General features: G+C 68.0%; 19 protein-coding genes. 9 read left to right on the top strand and 10 right to left on the bottom strand.

The genetic code is table 11. The annotated features are described in order from the left end of the window. The first annotated feature begins 168 nt into the window (after positions 1 to 168). From ACW171_RS07330 to ACW171_RS07320, 3 genes are all read left to right on the top strand, one after another. Positions 169 to 1,620, top strand: a complete 1,452-nt coding sequence (locus ACW171_RS07330) for an amino acid permease (RefSeq protein ID WP_492096419.1) — start codon at positions 169 to 171, stop codon at positions 1,618 to 1,620. Then, entirely contained in the window at positions 1,620 to 1,973 is a 354-nt protein-coding gene (locus ACW171_RS07325; RefSeq protein WP_492096418.1) for an Hpt domain-containing protein, read from the top strand. Before ACW171_RS07330 ends, ACW171_RS07325 begins: the two co-directional genes overlap by 1 nt. A 94-nt stretch (positions 1,974 to 2,067) precedes the next feature. Then, complete coding sequence (locus tag ACW171_RS07320; RefSeq protein ID WP_492096417.1) at positions 2,068 to 2,421, top strand: beta/gamma crystallin-related protein; 354 nt, start codon at positions 2,068 to 2,070, stop codon at positions 2,419 to 2,421. A gap of 2 nt (positions 2,422 to 2,423) precedes the next feature. Here ACW171_RS07320 and ACW171_RS07315 read toward each other — a convergent pair whose 3' ends face one another. Genes ACW171_RS07315 through ACW171_RS07305 form a run of 3 tightly spaced genes read right to left on the bottom strand, consistent with a single transcriptional unit; the run spans position 2,424 to position 3,914 of the window. Beyond that, positions 2,424 to 2,729 (bottom strand): DUF1330 domain-containing protein, encoded by a 306-nt coding sequence (locus ACW171_RS07315; protein ID WP_492096416.1) that lies wholly within the window; start codon positions 2,727 to 2,729, stop codon positions 2,424 to 2,426. Positions 2,730 to 2,743: 14 nt separating this feature from the next. After that, complete coding sequence (locus ACW171_RS07310; protein WP_492096415.1) at positions 2,744 to 3,076, bottom strand: chorismate mutase; 333 nt, start codon at positions 3,074 to 3,076, stop codon at positions 2,744 to 2,746. 10 nt (positions 3,077 to 3,086) lie between these two features. Beyond that, positions 3,087 to 3,914 (bottom strand): ferredoxin--NADP reductase, encoded by an 828-nt coding sequence (locus ACW171_RS07305; RefSeq protein WP_492096414.1) that lies wholly within the window; start codon positions 3,912 to 3,914, stop codon positions 3,087 to 3,089. Between the two features lie 264 nt (positions 3,915 to 4,178). Between ACW171_RS07305 and ACW171_RS07300 the strand changes: the two genes are divergently transcribed. Both ACW171_RS07300 and ACW171_RS07295 read left to right on the top strand, forming a co-directional pair. Next, positions 4,179 to 6,422, top strand: coding sequence for a S9 family peptidase (locus ACW171_RS07300; RefSeq protein WP_492096413.1), 2,244 nt, complete (start codon positions 4,179 to 4,181; stop codon positions 6,420 to 6,422). Between the two features lie 47 nt (positions 6,423 to 6,469). Continuing rightward, on the top strand, positions 6,470 to 7,912 hold the full coding sequence (locus tag ACW171_RS07295; protein WP_492096412.1) for an amidase: 1,443 nt from the start codon (positions 6,470 to 6,472) through the stop codon (positions 7,910 to 7,912). A gap of 13 nt (positions 7,913 to 7,925) precedes the next feature. Here the strand turns inward: ACW171_RS07295 and ACW171_RS07290 are convergent, their stop codons facing one another. Beyond that, positions 7,926 to 8,315, bottom strand: a complete 390-nt coding sequence (locus tag ACW171_RS07290) for a hypothetical protein (RefSeq protein WP_492096411.1) — start codon at positions 8,313 to 8,315, stop codon at positions 7,926 to 7,928. 73 nt (positions 8,316 to 8,388) lie between these two features. On the opposite strand from ACW171_RS07290, the gene ACW171_RS07285 reads away from it, so the two are divergent. The 3 genes from ACW171_RS07285 to ACW171_RS07275 all read left to right on the top strand — a co-directional run bounded on the left by ACW171_RS07285 (position 8,389) and on the right by ACW171_RS07275 (position 12,249). After that, positions 8,389 to 8,856: a low affinity iron permease family protein gene (locus ACW171_RS07285; RefSeq protein WP_492096410.1), complete on the top strand. Its 468-nt coding sequence runs from the start codon at positions 8,389 to 8,391 to the stop codon at positions 8,854 to 8,856. Next, positions 8,853 to 9,128 (top strand): SemiSWEET family sugar transporter, encoded by a 276-nt coding sequence (locus ACW171_RS07280; RefSeq protein WP_492096409.1) that lies wholly within the window; start codon positions 8,853 to 8,855, stop codon positions 9,126 to 9,128. Before ACW171_RS07285 ends, ACW171_RS07280 begins: the two co-directional genes overlap by 4 nt. Before the next feature lie 241 nt (positions 9,129 to 9,369). Further along, entirely contained in the window at positions 9,370 to 12,249 is a 2,880-nt protein-coding gene (locus ACW171_RS07275; RefSeq protein WP_492096408.1) for a TonB-dependent receptor, read from the top strand. 102 nt (positions 12,250 to 12,351) lie between these two features. On the opposite strand, the gene ACW171_RS07270 is transcribed toward ACW171_RS07275, so the two are convergent. Both ACW171_RS07270 and ACW171_RS07265 read right to left on the bottom strand, forming a co-directional pair. After that, positions 12,352 to 13,191 carry a hypothetical protein gene (locus ACW171_RS07270; RefSeq protein WP_492096407.1) on the bottom strand — a complete coding sequence of 280 codons (840 nt, stop codon included), beginning with the start codon at positions 13,189 to 13,191 and terminating at the stop codon, positions 12,352 to 12,354. Beyond that, complete coding sequence (locus tag ACW171_RS07265; protein ID WP_492096406.1) at positions 13,188 to 13,913, bottom strand: prepilin-type N-terminal cleavage/methylation domain-containing protein; 726 nt, start codon at positions 13,911 to 13,913, stop codon at positions 13,188 to 13,190. Before ACW171_RS07265 ends, ACW171_RS07270 begins: the two co-directional genes overlap by 4 nt. Here ACW171_RS07265 and ACW171_RS07260 point away from each other — a divergent pair. After that, on the top strand, positions 13,859 to 14,617 hold the full coding sequence (locus ACW171_RS07260) for a hypothetical protein (protein ID WP_492096658.1): 759 nt from the start codon (positions 13,859 to 13,861) through the stop codon (positions 14,615 to 14,617). The two genes, ACW171_RS07265 and ACW171_RS07260, sit on opposite strands and share 55 nt — an antisense overlap. A 160-nt stretch (positions 14,618 to 14,777) precedes the next feature. Here the strand turns inward: ACW171_RS07260 and ACW171_RS07255 are convergent, their stop codons facing one another. The 4 genes from ACW171_RS07255 to gspL are packed head-to-tail and all read right to left on the bottom strand — an operon-like array spanning position 14,778 to position 19,082. Continuing rightward, on the bottom strand, positions 14,778 to 16,001 hold the full coding sequence (locus ACW171_RS07255; protein ID WP_492096405.1) for a type II secretion system F family protein: 1,224 nt from the start codon (positions 15,999 to 16,001) through the stop codon (positions 14,778 to 14,780). Beyond that, entirely contained in the window at positions 16,001 to 17,485 is a 1,485-nt protein-coding gene (gene gspE / locus ACW171_RS07250; protein ID WP_492096404.1) for a type II secretion system ATPase GspE, read from the bottom strand. Before gspE ends, ACW171_RS07255 begins: the two co-directional genes overlap by 1 nt. After that, positions 17,482 to 17,952 (bottom strand): type II secretion system protein M, encoded by a 471-nt coding sequence (locus ACW171_RS07245; RefSeq protein ID WP_492096403.1) that lies wholly within the window; start codon positions 17,950 to 17,952, stop codon positions 17,482 to 17,484. The genes gspE and ACW171_RS07245 overlap by 4 nt, the downstream gene beginning before the upstream one ends. Next, positions 17,949 to 19,082 carry a type II secretion system protein GspL gene (gspL, locus tag ACW171_RS07240; RefSeq protein ID WP_492096402.1) on the bottom strand — a complete coding sequence of 378 codons (1,134 nt, stop codon included), beginning with the start codon at positions 19,080 to 19,082 and terminating at the stop codon, positions 17,949 to 17,951. The genes ACW171_RS07245 and gspL overlap by 4 nt, the downstream gene beginning before the upstream one ends. Positions 19,083 to 19,134: the final 52 nt, after the last annotated feature.

The following is a 19,134-nucleotide window of genomic DNA, read 5'->3' as shown; positions in this document are numbered from 1 at the left end:
GGGCTGGACCCGCTTCGCCTGCATCTGGGGACGTCCGGCGAAGGGAGCGGGAGATAGAGACATCGAGGCGGGGATGCAAGGCTTTTCCGCCCGGTGTTTCGGATCGCCGCAGGGCGGTCTAGGGTCTGGGCGGAATCGGCCCGCCAAGGGTCAGCGGGGAGTATGCGAATGGCCTTCTGGAACCGGCGCAAGTCGATCGATGCGATGCATCAGCCCTCGGACGGGCCGCGCCTGAAGGCGACGCTGAGCTGGCCGCACCTTCTGGCGCTGGGGGTTGGCGCGATCGTGGGCACCGGCATCCTGACCCTGATCGGCGTGGGGGCGGGTCTGGCGGGGCCGGCGGTGATGATCAGCTTCGGCCTGGCCGGTCTGGTCTGCGCCTGCGCGGCCCTCGCCTATGCCGAGCTGTCGACCATGATGCCTCAGGCGGGCAGCGCCTATACCTATTCCTACGCGGTGCTGGGCGAGTTGATCGCCTGGATCGTGGGGTGGAGCCTGATCCTCGAATATTCGCTGGTCGTGTCGGCGGTGGCCGTGGGCTGGTCGGGCTATGCGGTCGGTTTCCTGACGGGGCTGGGCATCGATCTGCCCACAGCCCTTACGGTTGGGCCTCATGTCGAGGGCGGCCTGATCAACCTGCCGGCCGTGGCGATCATCGGCCTGGTGACGGGCCTGCTGCTGCTGGGCACGAAGGAGAGCGCGACGCTGAACGCGGTACTGGTGGTCATCAAGGTTCTGGCCCTGGTCGTGTTCGTGGTCATCGCCCTGCCCGCGTTCGACGCGGCGAACTTCACGCCCTTCATGCCCAACGGGTTCGGCGCGCCGACCCTGCCGTTCCAGGAAGTGCTGACCGGCCAGCCGGTGGTGCAGACGGGCGTCATGGCGGCGGCGGCGATCATCTTCTTCGCCTTCTACGGCTTCGACGCCATCTCGACGGCGGCGGAAGAGACCAAGAAGCCCGAGCGCGACCTGGCGATCGGCATCGTCGGGTCGATGGTGATCTGCACGGTCCTGTATCTGGTGGTTGCGGCTGCGGCGATCGGCGCGCGTCCTGTCGAGAGCTTTGCAGAAAGCCCTGAACCGCTGGCGCTGATCCTGCGTGAGATGGGGCAGGGGACGGCGGCGCAGTGGATCGCCGCGAGCGCCGTCATCGCGCTTCCGACCGTGCTTCTGGCCTTCCTGTTCGGTCAAAGCCGGATCTTCCTCGGCATGGCGCGGGACGGCCTGTTGCCGACCTCGCTGGCCAAGATTTCGTCGCGCGGCGTGCCGGCGGTGGTGACGGTCTTTACCGCCATCGTGGTGGCGGCCCTGGCGGGTGTCATGCGTCTGGACGAACTGGCGTCGCTGGCCAACGCCGGTACTCTGGCGGCCTTCGCGGCGGTGGGTGTCAGCCTGATCGTGCTGCGTCTGCGCGATCCGAACCGGGTGCGGACGTTCCGGGCGCCGCTGTGGTGGCTGGTCGGGGCGATCACGATCATCGGCTGCGTCGTCTTCTTCTTCAGCCTACAGCCCCGGACCCAGCTGTATTTCCTCTACTGGAACCTGGGCGGTCTGGTGGTCTACTTCCTGTGGTCGGCGCGGAATGCGCGTCTGGCCAAGAACCCGGACCAGGCGGCCTGATGTCCCGCCGCGACCTGTCGGGTGCCGTCGACTTCGCCGTGCTGGACGCGGTGACCGGCGGCGACGACGGGGTCGCGGAGGAGATCCTGGGGCTGTTCGTGCAGCAGGCCGAGATGTGGTCGCAGATGCTGGACGCCCGGATCGAGGGTTGGCGCGACGCCGTGCACACGATCCGGGGCGCGGCGGCGGGGATCGGGGCGGGGGCGTTGGCCAGCGCCTGTGCCGAGGCGGAGGCTTCGGACAAGGAGGTGGCCCCGGCCAGGCTGGATCGCGTCAGGGATGCTTTGAACGCGGCGCTGGGCGATGTCGCGGCGTGGCGGCACGAGCTGATGCTGAGGTCGCTCAAGGGGTGAGGTCGCCGTGAATGCCCTGTCGCGCGAACGTGAACTTGCCATTTCTCGATTTCGCGCTCAGGTTGGATGGTCAACAGCCAAACGAGGTGTCGTCATGCGTGCCGTACTGTCTGTCCTCGCCCTTCTCGCCGTGGCTCTCCCGGCTTTTGCCCAGCAAGCTGCGGACAACCCTGATCCGATCGCCAGCCAGACGCGTTCGACCCTCACCTTCTATACCCAGCAGGGTCTTCAGGGGGACGCGACGCTGTTCACGCGCGACCATAGCCACGTTTCGGGCGGCGAGCGTGCGGCGAGCCTTGAGACCAAGGGCGGCGCCTGGGAGGTCTGCGACGGCGTCAGCTTCACCGGCGAATGCCGGGTGACGCAAGGCTGGACGATGAACGTCAGGCGCGATCTGGGCCTCCAGCGCGTCCGTTCGATCCGCCCGGTCGTGCAGACCGAATCCTAGGGCTAGACGCCGTCCACGACGTAGACGCGCGAGGTGGACGCCGCCTCGCGGATGGGGAGGACGGCCCCATACTCGCTCGAGTGGCGCCAGGCGAGAGCGGCCTGACGGCTTGGGAACTCCAGGATGACGATACGGGCCGCGGGCGGTTCGCCGACGATGGCCTCGCCGTTCCCGCCGCGCACGATGTAGCGGCCGCCGAAGGCCTCCACTGTCGGCTTGGCCAGGCGGGCATATTCCGCATAGCTGTCAGGGTCCGAGACGACGATCTCGTTAATAACATAGGCTTTGGCGGTCGGGGCATCGGTCATGACAGGATTCCGGATCAGCTGCGGGTGCGGTCGTAGGTCGAGAACTCGTGGGCGATGCAGCGGTCGATCAGCAGGCGCCAGACGGGCTCGGCGATGTCGGGCGACAGGTGATGGGCCTCGGCGCTGATCAGGACCTTGGAGACGACGTCCTCGATACGGGCCTGGTCGTGGACGGCGTCGCGGTTCGGCTTGATGCGGGCGGCGGCGTCCATGTAGCGCTGGCGTTCGGCGAGGAGGGCGACCAGGGCGCGGTCCAGGGCGTCGACGCCCTGGCGGACCTCGCCCATCGACTGGCATTCGCTCGGGTCCACGCGGGGATCGACGGCGACCAGGGCAGGCTTGTGCATCGTCACAGGGTCAACCGACAAAGGCGCGCTCCAGAACGTAGTCGCCGGGCTCTGCGTTCGAGCCCTCCTTCATGCCGAAGCCGTCGAGCAGCGCGGCCGTTTCCTTGATCATGGCCATTGAGCCGCACAGCATGACCCGGTCGCGCTCGGGCGAGAAGCCCAGCGGCAGGCCGAGGTCGTCGAAGACGGCGCCGGAGGTGATGCGGTCGGTGATGCGGCCGGGTGTTTCGAAATCCTCGCGGGTGACGGTCGGATAATAGGTCAGCTGGGCCCTGGCTTCGTCGCCGATCAGGGGATCGTCGTGGATGCCCGAGGTCAGGAAGTCGCGGTAGCTGAGGTCGGCGGCGTTCCGCACCGTGTGGCAGACGATGACGCGGCCGAAACGGCTGTAGGTGTCGGGGTCGCGGGCGACGCTGAGCCAGGGCGCCAGGCCGGTGCCGGTCCCGATCAGCCACAAGGTCTGGCCACCGGTCAGGGCGTCGAGCACCAGGGTGCCGGTCGGCTTCTTGCCCATCAAGACGGTATCGCCCGGCTGGATGTTGACGAGGCGCGACGTCAGGGGGCCGTCGGGCACGGCGATGGAGAGGAACTCCAGTTCCTCGTCCCAGGACGGGCTGGCGATGGAATAGGCCCGCAGCGTGGGCTTGGCACCGTCTTCGCCGGGCAGGCCGATCATCACGAACTCGCCGGAGCGGAAGCGGAAATCCTCGGGGCGGGCGACGCGGAAGCTGAACAGCTGGTCGGTCCAGCGATGGACCCACCGGACTTCCAGCTCGTGGAAGGCCGAGGGCTTGGGCGCCGGGGGGGGCGGCGACGGGGAAAGGGCGGCGTCGGTCATTGCGGGTCTTCTAGGCGGACGGGCCGCCGGGCGAAAGGTCGTCGGGGTCGCGGCCGAATCGACTCCGGAAATTGGAGTCCAAGTCGTCCACAGAGTCCCATGCACCAGACTTCGGAAATTGGAGTCCAAGTCGTCCACTGAGTGTCGTTCGCCGCATCGGACACCCTGTGAACGGAAGGATCAGCCGGACAGGCCAAGATAGGCGCCAGCCCTTCGGATGGAAGGGGATGACGCGGTCGATTTCTGCGACTAGCGTCCGTTCCCATGCGCACATTTCTTCTGGCTTCCGTCTTCGCCCTGACGGCCGGTTCGGCCTTCGCTCAATCCTCGAACCCCGCCGTCCTGACGCCGGAGCGGGTGTTCGCCAACCCCAGCCTGAACGGCCCGGTGGCCCAGGGGGTCAGCCTGTCGCCCGACGGCGAGCTGGTCGCCTTCCTGCGGGCCCGCGAGGACGACGTCTCGGTGCTGGACCTGTGGGCGGCCCCGACCGGAGCGGGCGAGCCGTTCAAGCTGATCGACGCGCGGGCTCTGGTCCCCGACGCCGGCGAACTGTCCGAGGCCGAGAAGGCGCGGCGCGAGCGGATGCGAATCTCTCAGCGGGGCGTGGTCGAGTACTCGTGGGATGAACAGGGTCGATACATCCTGGCGCCGCTGGAGGGCGACATCTTCCTGGCCAGCCGGGAAGGGGGCGATATCCGTCGCCTGACCGAGACCGAAGCCGACGAGATCGACGCCAAGGTTTCGCCGGAAGGCAACTACGTCAGCTTCGTGCGCGATCAGGACCTGGTGGTGCTGAACCTGGCGTCGGGCGACGAGACCGAGGTGACGACGGACGGCGAGGGCCTGATCACCTGGGCCACGGCCGAGTTCATCGCCCAGGAGGAGATGGATCGCGACACCGGCTACTGGTGGAGCCCGAACGAGAAATTCATCGCCCTGCAGCGGACCGATGAATCGACCGTCGACATCATCCCGCGCCTGGACATCACCGGTGGCGGCGCCAGCGTGATCGAGCAGCGCTATCCCCGCGCAGGGCGGCCCAATGCCGTGGTCGAACTGTATGTGCAGGACGTGGCCGCCAACCGCCGCGTCAAGGTCGACCTGGGCACCAACACCGACATCTATCTGGCGCGGGTGAACTGGTCGGCCGATGGCGGGACGCTCTACGTCCAGCGCCAGTCGCGGGATCAGAAGAGGCTGGACCTCTTGGCCGTCGATCCGGCCACCGGCGCGTCGCGCGTGATCTCGACGCAGACCTCGGACGCCTGGGTCTCGCTGAACAACGACTTCAAGGCGCTGGCCGATGGGACCTTCATCTGGTCTTCGCAGGAGAGCGGCTGGCGTCACCTGTATCTGTACGGCGCCGATGGGCGTCAGATCCGCCCGATCACCCAGGGCGACTATGCGATCAAGAGCCTGAACGGGATCAACGCCCAGACCGGCGACGTCTTCTTCACCGCCTCAATGCGCGATGAGGAAGAGTATCCGATCGAACAACAGATGTTCCGCGCCAGCCTGCGCGACACCGTCAAGCCGGTTCCGGTGACGCCGCAGGGCGGATGGTGGTCGGCCAGCCTGAACCGGACGGGCACGGCCTATGTCGGCAACTATACCGACCTGACGACGCCGGCGCGGTCGGGCCTCTACGAGGCCGACGGGACCTTCGTGCGCTGGATCGAAGAGAACGCCCTGGATGCGGACCATCCGTTCGCGCCGTTCGTCTCGCGCCGCCCGGTGATGGAATTCGGCACGCTGGAAAGCCATGGCGAGACCCTGGTCTGGCAGATGGCCAAGCCGGTCGATTTCGATCCGTCGAAAACCTATCCGGTGGTGATGCAGGTCTATGGCGGACCGTCGGGCGGCGGGGTCAGGCGCGGCTGGCAGCCGGCGACCACGCAGCTGTTGACCGAGGCGGGATACATCGTCTTCCGCCTGGACAACCGGGGCGAGGGCGACCGGTCCACGGCGTTCAAGGAGGCCCTGTATCTGAAGATGGGTCAGCCTGAGATCGAGGACCAGGTTCTGGGCGCCGACTATCTGAGGTCGCTGCCCTATGTCGACGATGCCCGGATCGCCATGATGGGCTGGTCCTATGGCGGGTTCATGAGCCTGATGGCCATTACCGAGCCGGAGATGGGGCTGGCCTCGGCCATGGTCGGGGCGCCGCCGACGGAGTGGGGCCTTTACGACACCCACTATACCGAGCGGTTCATGTCGACGCCGGAGGCGAACCCGGAAGGATACGCCGCGTCGGATGCCATTCCGCGCCTGGACAACCTGACGGGCCGGATGCTGCTGATGCACGGCATGGCGGACGACAACGTCATCCTCGAAAACTCGACGCGGGTCATCGACGCGCTTCAGGCCAAATCCATTCCGTTCGAACTGATGCTCTATCCGGGGCAGCGGCATGGCGTTCGGGGCAACGAAAGGCAGCTGCAACAATGGCGTACCTATCTCGACTTCCTCGATCGCACGATCGGATCGCGGGCGCCCTCGGGGGGCTGATTCTCGCGGGGCTGTCGGCGCCGGCGTTCGCACAGGACACGGCGCCGATGCTGGCCGAGCAGGCTGCGGCGGCTGAGGCGCACTGCGCCTACCTGGCTCCGGCGACGCCGCCGGAGCCTAACTCCGGTGGAGAAGCGATCGACGGGTCGCTGTGTCGGCTGGACGCGAGCCGGTCTCATGCGGTCATTCGCTGGGCGCAACCGACGGCAGGACGGCCCGTCGGCGAAGGGCTCGCCATCCTGTTGAAGGACAACATAGAGACTGCGGACATGCCGACCACGGCCGGTTCGCTGGCGCTCGCGAACAATGCGCCGGGCCGTGACGCGCCGCTGGTGACGCGCCTGCGCGACGCGGGCTTCCTGATCCTCGGCAAGACCAATCTGTCGGAGTGGGCCAACATCCGCTCGACCCGGTCGATCAGCGGCTGGAGCGCCGTCGGCGGCCTGACGCCCAACCCCTATGACACGACGCGGACATCCTGCGGATCGTCGTCGGGCAGCGCGGCGGCGGTGGCGGTGGGGCTGGCGCCTGTCGCCATCGGGACGGAGACGAACGGCTCCATCGTCTGTCCGGCCTCGGTCAACGGCGTGGTCGGGTTCAAGCCGACCGTGGGACTGGTCAGCCGCACTCACATCGTGCCGATCAGCCATTCCCAGGACACCGCCGGTCCGATCGCCGATACGGTCGAGCATGCAGCGATGGTGATGAACGCCATCGCCGGATCGGACGCCGCCGATGCCGCGACGGCCGAGGCCGATGCGAAGAAGGTCGACTATGTCGCCGCACTGGATGCCAACGCCCTGCGTGGCGCGCGGATCGGGGTCATGCGGTTCATGGCGAACGGCTTCTCCGACGACACCAAGGCCGCGTTCGAAATCTCGCTGCAGGCCATGCGCGACGCCGGCGCCGAGCTGGTCGAGATCACCGAGGGACCGGACATGCGGGCCATCGGCGGGGCGCAGCTGACCGTCCTGCTGACCGAGCTGAAGGTCGATTTGAACGCCTATCTGGCCTCGACGGACCCCACCCAGGTGCCGACGCGGACCCTGGCCGACGTCATCGCCTTCAACGCCGCCGAGCCGCGCGAGACCGTGTTGTTCGGACAGGAGCTGTTCGAGCGGGCCGAGGCGACCGGGGGACTGGAAGACCAGGCCTATGTCACGGCGCGCGAGACCTCGCTGCGGCTGTCGGGCGTCGAGGGGATCGACAGGATGATGGCGGACAATCGGGTCGTGGCCCTGGTGTCGCCGACGACCTCGCGCGCCTGGACCAACGACCGCGACGACGATGACGACGGCCAGGGCTCGGCCAGCACGCTCGCCGCCGTGGCGGGCTATCCGCACCTGACCGTGCCGATGGGCATGGATCGGGGCATGCCGGTCGGCCTCAGCTTCATCGCCGGCAAGTGGCAGGACGCGACCGTGCTGTCGCTGGGCTATGCGTTCGAGCAGAAGACGATGGCGCGGGTGGCGCCGCCGACCGCGCACTGATCGACAGGGCGGCTCAGACGACGGTCCAGAGCAGGATCGCGCCCATGGCCCAGGACAGGGGCGCGATCAGGCGGACTGCTCCGACGGGGATGTGGCACGACCACCATGTCGAATAGGCGGCGTGCCAGCGTCGGGGCAGGATCAGCAGGACGAGGGCTGATGCGATCAGGAAGCCGCCGATCACGGTGACGGCGAGCGGAAATCGGGATCCTGGGGCGGCGCCGATCAGCGCGAGGCCGATCAGGATCCGCAGCGCCATTTCGCCGAAATGGATGCGCGTCGAGCCGCCCATCCGAGCGAGCGCCGCCAGGGCACCGCGCGGCTGGACCAGCATGTAGGCGCCCAAGGCGATCAGCCAGAGACCGGCGACGACGGCGATCCATTGAGACGCGGTGACGATCATGGGAATCCCGAGGTTGAACATTGTCGGCGACCCGACCTAGGAACCTGACCCCAAGCGGAGCAGTTTGTCGCGCATGGAAAAGCTGTTCGTCCGGTTCGCCACCCTTACGGCCAAGATCGCAGGCAAGCCGTGGACCTTCATCGCCTGTCTGGGCGTCGTCGTCCTGTGGGCGGTGTCGGGGCCGATCTTCAAGTTCAGCGAGACCTGGCAGCTAGTGATCAACACCGGCACGACCATCATCACCTTCCTGATGGTGTTCCTGATCCAGAACACCCAGAACCGCGACGGGGCGGCGATGCAGGCCAAGCTGGACGAGCTGATCTATGCCCAGAAGCGGGCCGACGCGCGGTTCATCGGCATCGAGCACCTGACCGAAGCCGAACTGGACGCGATTCTAGAGGAGGTCGAGAAGCGTGGCCTGGCGGTGCATGCGGGCAAGCCGGCCGGCCCGATCAAGGGTGCGCCCGGCAAGCGGGCGGAGGACGTGGCGGCGGCTCAGCCGAAGACGGCGTCGCCCTCGCGGACGCGGGCCAAGGCGTGAGCGACCTGATTGCCAACGGCTTCGGCACGGCGGCGGCGGCCTGTTCGATCGTCAGTTTCGCGCCGCAGATGATCAAGATCTGGAAGGAACGCGACGCGTCGTCCGTGTCGCTGCGCACCTATGCCCTGACCGTGACCTGTTTCGGTCTGTGGGTGGTCTATGGCGTGTTGACCCAGGCCTGGCCGGTAACGATCGCAAACTCTGCCGCCCTGGTGATGGCCAGCGGCGTGCTGATCATGAAATGGCGGTTCCGGGACGGGGAGCCGGGCTAGGGCGTCCGGCGCTCCAGCCTCAGCCGGGAGCTGTGGCCGGAATGACAGTCTTGAGACACCCTTGAACGAGACGGGTTGCAAGACCGGTCTTCATTGGGTTAGCTTCTCATTGATACCGGTGTCAGGACCAAGCTTCGGCTGCAAATGATACCGGTGTCAATCGGCTACGGGGAAGGCTCCGGGTCGGCGATAATAGAGCGGCGAAAAGCCGGCGAAATGACATTCCTTGGGAGGAGGCACTATGTATCAGTATCGCAAGGGGCGCCCGTGCGCGCTCCGCAGTGGGCTCGTCGCCGGCGTATCCGGCCTGGCTATCGCCCTGACGATGGGGGCCGCAGCCGCCTCCGCACAAGCCGCAGAGACCGCACCGGCGCAGGACGATCAGGCGACCCAGGTCGATGAGATCGTCGTCACCGGTTTCCGGGCGAGCCTTGCCAACGCGCTCAGCGTCAAACGCAACTCGGCCGGCGTCGTCGACGCCATCAGCGCCGAAGACATCGCCGACTTCCCCGACACCAACCTGGCCGAGTCGATCCAGCGTATCCCCGGCGTGTCGATCGACCGCGATGCTGGCGAAGGTCGCAGCATCACGGTTCGCGGCCTGAGCTCCGAGTTCACACGGACGCGGATCAACGGCATCGAAGCTCAGGCGACCACCAGTGCGACCGATTCCTCGGGCGGCGTGAACCGCGGGCGGGGCTTCGACTTCAATGTCTTCGCCTCGGAGCTGTTCAACAACATCACGGTGCGCAAGACCGCCTCGGCCGAGGTCGAAGAGGGTTCCCTGGGCGCGACGGTCGATCTGAACACCAGCCGCCCCTTCGATCGGGAGGGTTTCAACGCGGCGCTGTCGGCCCAGTACGGTTACAACGACCTGTCCGAGAGCCTGAGCCCGCGCTTCGCTGGGCTGATCTCGAACACCTGGATGGACGGGCAACTGGGCGCGCTGTTCTCGCTGGCCTACAGCGAGAAGGACAGCCTCGAAGAGGGCTTCAGCTCGGTGCGCTGGGGTCCGGCCAACGGGGACAACGGGTTCGCCAACCCGGCGGCGCTTCCGGGCGGCGCAGCGGCTGCGGGCGGTCTGTTCCACCCGCGCATCCCGCGCTACGGCCGGCTCGAGCACAGCCAGGAGCGTCTGGGCGCGACCCTTTCGCTGCAGGCGCGGCCGGGCAACGGTGCGACCCTGTTCGGCCTCGACGTCCTGTATTCGAAGCTGGACTCGACCCGGAACGAGAACTTCCTGCAGGCCTGGTCGCTGAGCCGGAACGCCAGCCAGGGCGGCAAGCCTCAGGTGATCATCCGCGGCGCCGAGGCCGACCCGGAGACCGGCGAGCTGGTCTATCTGATGCTCGACGATATCGACATCCGGTCCGAGAACCGCTTCGACATTCTGGAGACCGAGTTCCTCCAGTACACCTTCAGCGTGAAGCACGAGTTCAGCGACCGTCTGCGCGTCAATGCGCTGGCCGGACAGGCTCGTTCGGACTTCGGCAACCCGACCCAGGTCAGTGCGATCATCGATCGCCAGAATACCGACGGCTACAGCATCGACTTCCGCCAGAGCCGCGACACCCCGCTGATCAACTACGGCTTCGACGTCACCAATCCGGCGAACTGGACCATCACCGGTCCGGCGGGCGCTCAGCCACTGTCGGAACTGCGTTCGTCGTCGAACTTCCAAGAAAACGCCTACACCACCGCCGAGGGGAACTTCGAGTTCGACATCAGTGACGTCTTCACCCTGAAGGCCGGGGTGGCCTACAAGGAGTTCACCTCCAGCAGCTCCGCCTACCAGCGCCGTAGCAACACGGCTCCGGCCTTGCCCGCGGGCACGAGCATCGCGCAGATCAGCAACCTGCTGACCGGCTTCGGTCGCAATCTGGACCTGCCGTCCGGATCGGCCACGTCGTGGGTTCGTCCCGATCTCGCGGCCCTGGATGCGGCCTTCAACTACAGCTGCAACTGCGACACGGGCGTGCCGGGCGGAGACTTCCGTCTTGTGGGGCTGGAAAACACGTCGACCTTGGGCTCCTGGCGTGAAGTGACGGAGACCGACACCGGCGCCTTCGTCCAGGTCGATTGGGACACCACGGTCTGGAACATGCCGTTCCGCGGCAATGTCGGCGTTCGCCAGGTCAAGACCGAGATCGATGCCCTGGGCTATTCGGCGATCGCCGGCGTCGCGACCCAGATCACCGGCGAGAACGAATATGACGACACTCTGCCGTCGCTGAACATCTCGCTGGAGCCCATCGAAGACGTCATCGTGCGGTTCGGGGCAGCCAAGGTCATGGCTCGCCCCCCCGTGGGAAGCCTGGTTCCGGTCTTCTCTCTCAGCGCCCTGAACGCGGCCAACAACACCGCCTCGCTCGGCAATGTGGAACTGGAGCCCTACCGTGCCAAGACCTACGACCTGTCGCTGGAGTGGTATTTCGCGCCCGAGTCCCTTCTGTCCTTCGCCTATTTCTACAAGGACATCTCGACCTATGTGCAGACGACGCAGCAGAGGCTGACCTATGCCGACCTGACGGCGCTGAATGCGGTGGCCTTCCCGGCCGGCGGCGGTCGCGATCCGGCCCTGGAGTATGTCTTCAGCACCCCGACCAACACGCCGGGCGGGCCGCTGAAAGGGTTCGAGATCAGCTATCAGCAGCCGTTCCGCTTCCTGCCGGGTCCGCTGTCGAACCTGGGTACCCAGCTCAACTACACCCACGTCGAGTCCGAGATCGACTACTGCACCAACTCGACCTGCAACGTCTTCGTCACGGCCGATCTGGTGAACCTGTCGCCGAACGCATGGAACGCGACGCTCTATTATGATGACGGGCGGTTCAACGCGCGCATCTCCGCCGCCTATCGCGACACCTACTTCCAGTCGGTTCCGGGATCCAACGGCGGCACGCGCGGCATTCCGTTCCAGGGCAAGACGGAGACGACGACGATCGACGCTTCGGCCTCCTACAACGTCACCGACAACTTCTCGGTCTCCATCGAGGGCATCAACCTGACCGACGAGGAAAACCGCCAGAACCACGGCGATCTGAACGGGCCGCGCGACAGCACCTACGTCTATCACCACACCGGTCGCCAGGTGTTCGCGGGCGTCCGTTACCGCTTCTAGAAATCGTTCACTCCTGAACGCAACTTGGGCCGGGGAAGGGAAACCTTCTCCGGCCTTTTCTTGTCAGGAAGCGACGTCTTGTCAGGAAGCGTTGGGGGCTGCTCAGCCGGCGGTGCGGCGGCGGCCCGTGACCACGACATCGACGGTGCGGTCGCGGCGGATGCGGGCGATGCTGCTGTCCAGGGCCTGGGTCACATCGCCGACGGTGACGGTGGTGACGACCCGGTAGTGGTTCGAGGTGAAGCCTGTTCCGGGCAGGCTCGGCGCCCCCTCGCTGGCGAGGTCTGCCGGGATCAGGAAGCCGCGACGCGTGCGGGCCGCCAGCAGCTTGCCTGCGACGTCGGCGTCCTGTGTCATCAGGGTCAGGAGCGGCAGGCCCACGGTGTTGAGGTTAGTCATCGCGTCCTCGGGCAGGATGACGACATAGGGGGCCAGCTTGTCGAGGTCGGAGCGGGGCACGCCCGCTGCAACGGTCAGGCCGTCGTCGGTCAGGGGGCCGGCCACGCGGACGACGGTGGCGATGCGGATCAGGGAGGCGGGATCGACATTCAGTTCTGCGCCGATGGCCTGGAACAGGGCGATGGGAGCGGCCTCGCCGGAGTGCAGGCTGTTCAGGTTGAAGCGGGACTGGGCGTCCTCGATGGCCAGGGCGAAATGGCCGCCGGGGACGGCGATGTCCTGCTGGCCGAGTTGGGCCCAGGGTTCGGACAGGTTGTCGGTCCCGGCGGCGACGAGGGCGTCGCGGCGCAGGGTGGTGACGGCCGACAGCTCTCCGGCGCGGGCGTAGGCGCTGGCCTGGGCCGCATCGCGCAGGCGGGTGGAGCGCTGAACCTCCATGTCCTGGGTCGAGACCATGATCAGCACCGCGACGCTGGCCACGGCCAGGACCAGCAGGACGTTGAGCAGGATCATGCCCTCGCGGCGGGTCGGCTTGATCCTCATGACTGGGATCCCGGCGGCGCGGCGACGGTGGGCGGCGGGGCCATCAGGGGGATCGAGGCGACGCGACGCAGGGTGGCGGTCGGCCGGCCGTCGAGGCCGGTCAGGGTGATGTCGAGGGCGACGGCGGTGACGCCCTCGTCCGGGCCTGGGCCCGTGGGAAGGGGCTGGCCATCGGGGCCGATGCCGGGCGGCAGGGCGGGTTGTGGCGGCTGGGGCCAGGCGTCGAGCCAGTCACCTCGGCGGCGGTGGAAGGTCCAGCGCAGGGACGAAACCTGGCTCAGCAGGGTCTGGACCCGCTCGCCGCCCGCACCCGTGACCGTTCGGGTCAGGGCGTCGCCGTTGAGGTCGTAGCGGATGTTGACGATGCCGCCGGCGATATCGGCCTTCTGCAGCGACAGGCTGGTCGCGCCGCCGCCGAGCGAGCCGGTGATCTGGTCAAGGTCGGAGGAGATGACCAGCATGGCGCGCTGGATCTCCGCCATTCGGCCGAGGCGGGTGTCGGTCGCGTCCTGGGTGCGCAGGACGCTGTTCAACAGGGTGAAGCCGGCGACGCCGATCAGGGCGAACAGGCCCAGGGCGATCAGCACCTCGATCAGGGTGAAACCTTTGCGACGGCGCTTCGCTGAACCCGTGCGCGTGGTATCGACGGGCGAACGGAGAAACGCCGATGCTGAAGGTCTGGAGAACGCGCGAGGGCGAAGGCGGTCGGGCCGGAGGCGCATTTCAGTTCGAGCGCCTGACGGTCAAGGTGACCCGCTGGCGCGTGGTGCTGGGCGGGGTCGCGGTCGGGGCGTACGCGCTGGCCCTGATCGCCATGGCGCCGTCCGAGATCATCGTGGCAAAGTCGTCGAATGGGGAGCGGCAGGCGGTCGGGACGGTGTGGGCCGGAGAGCGGGCCATGCCGGGCGGGTTCGGGGCGCGCTGGGCGGTCATGCCGTTCTCTTCGATCCTGCATTTGTCGGGCGCGTTGCGGCTGGGTCTGCGCGGGCCGGACACGGCGGCGACGGGACAGGTTCTGGCGCGGCCGGGACGGATGCTGGTGCGCGATCTGGGAGGCACGGGCTCGATGCGGCTGATCAATGCGGCGGCGCCGGGCCTGCCGTTCGCCTGTTCGTCGGTGATGCGGTTCGACGTGGCGCGGTTGTCGATCAAAGGGCCGCCCGAAAGTGTGGGCTCCATCGCCGTCTCGCCGGGCGACTGTGCGCCGACGACCGGCGGACCGGCGACGCCGCTGCCTGCCTTGAACGGGACGGTGCGGTCCGACGAGGCGGCCTCGACGGTGGCCTTCGCGCGCGTGGACACAAACGCCGAGGTGATGAAGGCGCGGTTGCAGGCGGACGGCGGACTGACCGCCTCGGTTGAGCCGGGCGGCGTCGGCCTGTTGCCGGGCGTCGGGGCGCCAGTATCGATCGAGACCACGCTGTAGTCTTTCAAGCTCTGCTCATCCCGGCGAAAGCCGGGACCCAGACCTTTCGTGAAGCACGGTGCGCTGGAGTGGGGCTTGCGTTCATATTCAGCCGATGAGCGCCCAAACCACTGGGTCCCGGCTTTCGCCGGGATGAGCGGGGAGGTTTGGGGTAGCTTGCTCACAGCCCGGCGAGGTTGTTGAGGTTCACGATCGGCATGAGGATGGCGAGCACCATCAGCAGCACGATGCCGCCCATCACCAGAAGCACGCCGGGCTCGACCAGGGAGACGAGGGCCTGGACCAGCGAATCCAGCTCCTGCTCCAGGTCCTGGGCGGCGCGTTCGAGGCCGTGGCCGAGCTTGCCCGACTGTTCGCCGGCGGCGACGATGGCCAGCAGCAGGGGCGGGAAGACGTCGGCGTCGGCCATGGCGCGACGAAGGGACGAACCCTCGCGCACCCGGGCGGCGACGAGGAAGGCCCGCTCGCGAGCGAAACGGTTGGGGGTGACGGCGGCGGACGCCTGAAGCGCCTCGACCAGGGGCACATCGGAGCGGACGAGGGTGGCCAGGGAGCCGGCGAACCGTGCGGCGTTCAGGTGGGTGGTGAAGCCGGCGAAGGGCGGGGTCTTCAGCAGGAATTCGGCGAAGCGGCGCGCATTGGCGGGCACGGCCAGCCAGCGGTTCCAGGCGACGCCTGCGATGACCAGCGCGATCACGACATAGACGCCGAAGGTCTGGACGAAGGCCGACAGGGCGATCAGGGCGCGGGTCAGGAAAGGCAGTTCGGCGCCGCGCGAGACGAAGACCTTCACAATGTCCGGCACGACATAGATCATCATCAGGGTGATCATCAGCAGCGACACGCCCGCGAGCAAAGCCGGATAGAGCAGGGCCAGCTGGACCTTGCGGCGGGCCTTCTCCTGATTGCCGACGAAGTCCGTCAGGTGGGACAGGACGGTGGTCAGCTTGCCCGACTGTTCGCCCGCCGCGATCGAGGCGCGATAGAATTCGGGGAAGACCTTGGGGTGGCGGGCGAGCGCCGAGGCGAAGCTGCGGCCCTCCAGAATGGCGGAACGGACGTCGGTCAGGACGACGCCGATGGGCTGGCCCTCGGTCTGCTGGGCGGCGATGCGCAGCGCCTCCTCGATGCGGATGTCGGAGCCGATCAGGGTCGAGAGCTGGCGGGTGACGGCCGACAGGGTCTTGGAGCTGATCCCCTTCTGGAAGATCACGATGCCCTTGGACAGGTCGGTCTTGCGACGCTCGCCGGCCAGGGCGACGGCGGTGGGCAGCAGGCCTCGGTCGCGGACCAGCTGGCGCGCGCCGACGTCCGAGGCGGCCTCGATCGTCCCCTTGTGCGGCCTGCCCTCAGCGTCGACGGCCTGGAAGGCGAAGACGGGCATCAGGCGTCCTCGCGGACCACGCGGGCGACTTCCTGGACGGAGGTCTCGCCGGCCAGGGCCTTGGCGGCGCCGTCCTCCAGAAGACCCGGACCGCGCTGGCGGGCGAGGCGGATCAGGTCGGCCTCGGCGACGCCGTCATGGATGGCCTGCTGCATTTCGCCGTCGATCTCGATGACCTCGTAGACGCCGAGACGGCCCTTGTAGCCCTCGCCCCTACACTCGGGGCAGCCGACGGGGCGGAAGAGCGGTGCGCCGACCGGGACCACGCCGCCGGTCATCTCCGAGTCGGCCTGTGTTGCCTGATCGGCAGATTTGCAGTGGGGGCAGAGGCGGCGGACCAGACGCTGGGCGATCAGGCCGGACAGCATGGGGGCCAGCAGATAGCGTTCCACGCCCACGTCGATCAGCCGGGTCACGCTGCCGACCGCCGTATTGGTGTGCAGGGTCGACAGCATCAGGTGGCCGGTCATGGAGGCGCGGACGGCGACCTCGGCGGTCTCGTGGTCGCGGATTTCGCCGACCATGATGACGTCGGGGTCCTGACGCAGGATGGCGCGAAGACCCCGGGCGAAGGTCAGGTCGATACGGGCGTTGACCTGCATCTGGCCGATGCCGTCCAGCGCATATTCGATCGGGTCCTCGACCGTCATGATGTTGCGGCGGCGGTCGTTCAGCCGGGTCAGGGCCGAATAGAGGGTGGTGGTCTTGCCCGAGCCCGTCGGGCCGGTGACCAGGATGACGCCGTGCGGACGGGTGATCATCCGCTCGAAGGTCTCGAGGTCGCGATCACTCATGCCCAGCTGGGCGAGGTCGAGCGAGGTCGAGCCCCGGTCGAGCAGGCGCAGGACGACCCGCTCGCCGTGCTGGGACGGGATGGTGGAGACGCGGACGTCGACGTCGAGGCCGCCGATGCGCAGGGTTACGCGGCCGTCGTGGGGGACGCGCTTTTCGGCGATGTCGAGGCGGGCCATGACCTTGATGCGGCTGACCAGCAGGGGCGCGAGGGCGCGAGCGGGCTCCAGCACCTCGCGCAGGACGCCGTCGATGCGGAAGCGGACGACGAGGCGTTTCTCCTCGGCCTCGATATGGATGTCGGAGGCGCCGTCGCGGATGGCCTGGAGCAGCAGGGCGTTGATCAGGCGCACAACCGGGGCGTCGTCGCGGCTGTCCAACAGGTCGTCGACGGCGGCGGCGTCCTCGGCCAGGGCGGCGAGGTCGTCCTCGGACGCGGCGTAGTCGGCGGCGGGCGCGGCCTCGCTGCCGGTCTGTTCGCGCAGAAGGGCGTCGAAACGGTCGTCGTCCACGGCCTCGAAGGCGATGTCGGCGCCGTTGATGCGGCGGACCTCGATCAGGGTCTCCAGGGTCGCACTGCGGCGGTGCAGGCAGACCGGGGCGCCGTCGCCGCGCAGGATCATGGCGCCGCGCCGGCGGGCGAACCCGTAGGCGAGGGATGCGGTGGGGGCGGTGTCTTCGGCGAGGCTCATGGTTGAAGTACGCGGAGAGTGACGTCGACGATGCCGTCGGACGCGCCGCGTTTGATGTTTACGCTGGACAGGGTGGCGCCGGAGGCTTCCAGCGAGGCCAGCCAGGGGATGACGGCGTCGTAGCGGGCGCCGGTCACGCTGACCTCGGCGGAGCCGTCATCGCCGGAGACCGTGGGCGTGATGCCGAAGGTGGCGGCCTGGGTCGGGATGGCGGTCTGGAGCGGGCCGGACAGGGCGGCGGTCGGGGCGGTGACCACGCCGCCTGCGGTGCGAACGTCGACCATGACCTGTTCGTAGGCGGCGATGCGGCCGATGGCGGTCTGGCGGACGTCCAGCAGGGGGCGAAGGATCAGCAGCCAGACGACGGCGATCAGGACGAGGCCGCCGAGGAAGGCGAGCATCGCCTGTTCGCGGCGAGAGCGCGAGGCCATCCATGCGGCGGCGCTGTCGAGGGCGGGGGACCTCATCCTGCGCCTCCGGGCTTGACCGCTATGGTAGCGTTGAGACCGTTGGTGGCCTGGGTCGCATCGACGGCGGCGGGAGCGCCGGTCGCCGTCAGGCCCGAGGCGTTCAAGGCGGCGACGGCGCGGTCCAGGGTCGCAGCGTCGGAGACGGCGACGCCCAGGTCCAGCGAACCGGGCGCGTAGACGGCGGTGTTGAAGGCCACGGCGCCCGCGCCCGGCATGGCGCCCGACGTTTGGGCCAAGAGGCGGGTGAAGGGTCGGACTGCGCCGCCCGCACTCGGCAGGATACGGTCGGCGGCGGCGATCAGATCGTCCTCGGCCGCGATCTGGGGCGCGACGGACTGCAGCAGGGCGCGAGCCTCGGTCTCTTTCTTCTCTGCCATGTTGTGGAGCAGCAGGGTGTCGATGCCGAGAATGCCGATGTGGGCCAGGATGCCGATGCCGGCGACGAGGGCGATGGTCTTGGCCGCGTTCGGCGCGCCGACGCGGGTGGCCGCATAGACGCCTTGGCGCAGGTCGAGCGGGGGCAGGACGGCGACCGTCTCACCCATCGCGCCGAGCAGGGCGGTCTCGGCCTCGACCCCATCGGCCAGGGCTTCGGGCAGGGGATCGCCCACGGTCTGGATGCGCGGCTTCCCGGCGGCGGCCCAGGCGGTGTCCAGCATGGCGGTGGGAGCCGCGAATCCCGCGCCGTTGTCGGTGCGGACCAGGGCGCGGGGCCCCTCCGCCTTCACCACCCAGGCTCCCGGCGAGGGCATCGGCAGGGTCAGGGCGTCGGGCAGCAAGATGGATGCTTCGAGGTCGGCCTTGGCCAGGAGCGCGATCCAGGACTGCATCCGGGTGTGGCGCACGACCCCGGCGACGTGGCGGCGCGGGGCGACCTCCATGCCCAGCGCGAAATGCAGGGTGGCGAGCGGTTCGCCGACGGCGTCTTCCAGCGCGTAGGCGAGATTGGCGACGCGTGCGGCGCGGGTCGGGAAGGGCAGGTCGACCGTCAGTGTCAGGACGTCTTCGGACGGGACCAGAACCGTCGTCGGACCCGCATAGGACCGATCGACTGCTATGATTCTGTCATCGACGATGCGCCATAAGCCTCGGCTCGGAAGGTTCGAACGGGCGGGTCGACCGAGCATTGGCGAAACTCAAGAGAAGGGCGTGGTCGGAGGCGATGACCCGGTCTATAGC

The sequence above is a fragment of the Brevundimonas sp. FV1ye28 genome (assembly GCF_058681135.1).
This window is presented reverse-complemented; position numbering and strand designations above follow the sequence as displayed.

Bases quoted from the DNA above. Each gene is read 5' to 3' on its own strand.
- ACW171_RS07330 (WP_492096419.1), top strand. From the start codon at position 169: ATGGCCTTCTGGAACCGGCGCAAGTCGATCGATGCGATGCATCAGCCC.
- ACW171_RS07325 (WP_492096418.1), top strand. From the start codon at position 1,620: ATGTCCCGCCGCGACCTGTCGGGTGCCGTCGACTTCGCCGTGCTGGAC.
- ACW171_RS07320 (WP_492096417.1), top strand. From the start codon at position 2,068: ATGCGTGCCGTACTGTCTGTCCTCGCCCTTCTCGCCGTGGCTCTCCCG.
- ACW171_RS07315 (WP_492096416.1), bottom strand. From the start codon at position 2,729: ATGACCGATGCCCCGACCGCCAAAGCCTATGTTATTAACGAGATCGTC.
- ACW171_RS07310 (WP_492096415.1), bottom strand. From the start codon at position 3,076: ATGCACAAGCCTGCCCTGGTCGCCGTCGATCCCCGCGTGGACCCGAGC.
- ACW171_RS07305 (WP_492096414.1), bottom strand. From the start codon at position 3,914: ATGACCGACGCCGCCCTTTCCCCGTCGCCGCCCCCCCCGGCGCCCAAG.
- ACW171_RS07300 (WP_492096413.1), top strand. From the start codon at position 4,179: ATGCGCACATTTCTTCTGGCTTCCGTCTTCGCCCTGACGGCCGGTTCG.
- ACW171_RS07295 (WP_492096412.1), top strand. From the start codon at position 6,470: ATGCTGGCCGAGCAGGCTGCGGCGGCTGAGGCGCACTGCGCCTACCTG.
- ACW171_RS07290 (WP_492096411.1), bottom strand. From the start codon at position 8,315: ATGATCGTCACCGCGTCTCAATGGATCGCCGTCGTCGCCGGTCTCTGG.
- ACW171_RS07285 (WP_492096410.1), top strand. From the start codon at position 8,389: ATGGAAAAGCTGTTCGTCCGGTTCGCCACCCTTACGGCCAAGATCGCA.
- ACW171_RS07275 (WP_492096408.1), top strand. From the start codon at position 9,370: ATGTATCAGTATCGCAAGGGGCGCCCGTGCGCGCTCCGCAGTGGGCTC.
- ACW171_RS07270 (WP_492096407.1), bottom strand. From the start codon at position 13,191: ATGAGGATCAAGCCGACCCGCCGCGAGGGCATGATCCTGCTCAACGTC.
- ACW171_RS07260 (WP_492096658.1), top strand. From the start codon at position 13,859: ATGCTGAAGGTCTGGAGAACGCGCGAGGGCGAAGGCGGTCGGGCCGGA.
- ACW171_RS07265 (WP_492096406.1), bottom strand. From the start codon at position 13,913: ATGCGCCTCCGGCCCGACCGCCTTCGCCCTCGCGCGTTCTCCAGACCT.
- ACW171_RS07255 (WP_492096405.1), bottom strand. From the start codon at position 16,001: ATGCCCGTCTTCGCCTTCCAGGCCGTCGACGCTGAGGGCAGGCCGCAC.
- gspE (WP_492096404.1), bottom strand. From the start codon at position 17,485: ATGAGCCTCGCCGAAGACACCGCCCCCACCGCATCCCTCGCCTACGGG.
- ACW171_RS07245 (WP_492096403.1), bottom strand. From the start codon at position 17,952: ATGAGGTCCCCCGCCCTCGACAGCGCCGCCGCATGGATGGCCTCGCGC.
- gspL (WP_492096402.1), bottom strand. From the start codon at position 19,082: ATGCTCGGTCGACCCGCCCGTTCGAACCTTCCGAGCCGAGGCTTATGG.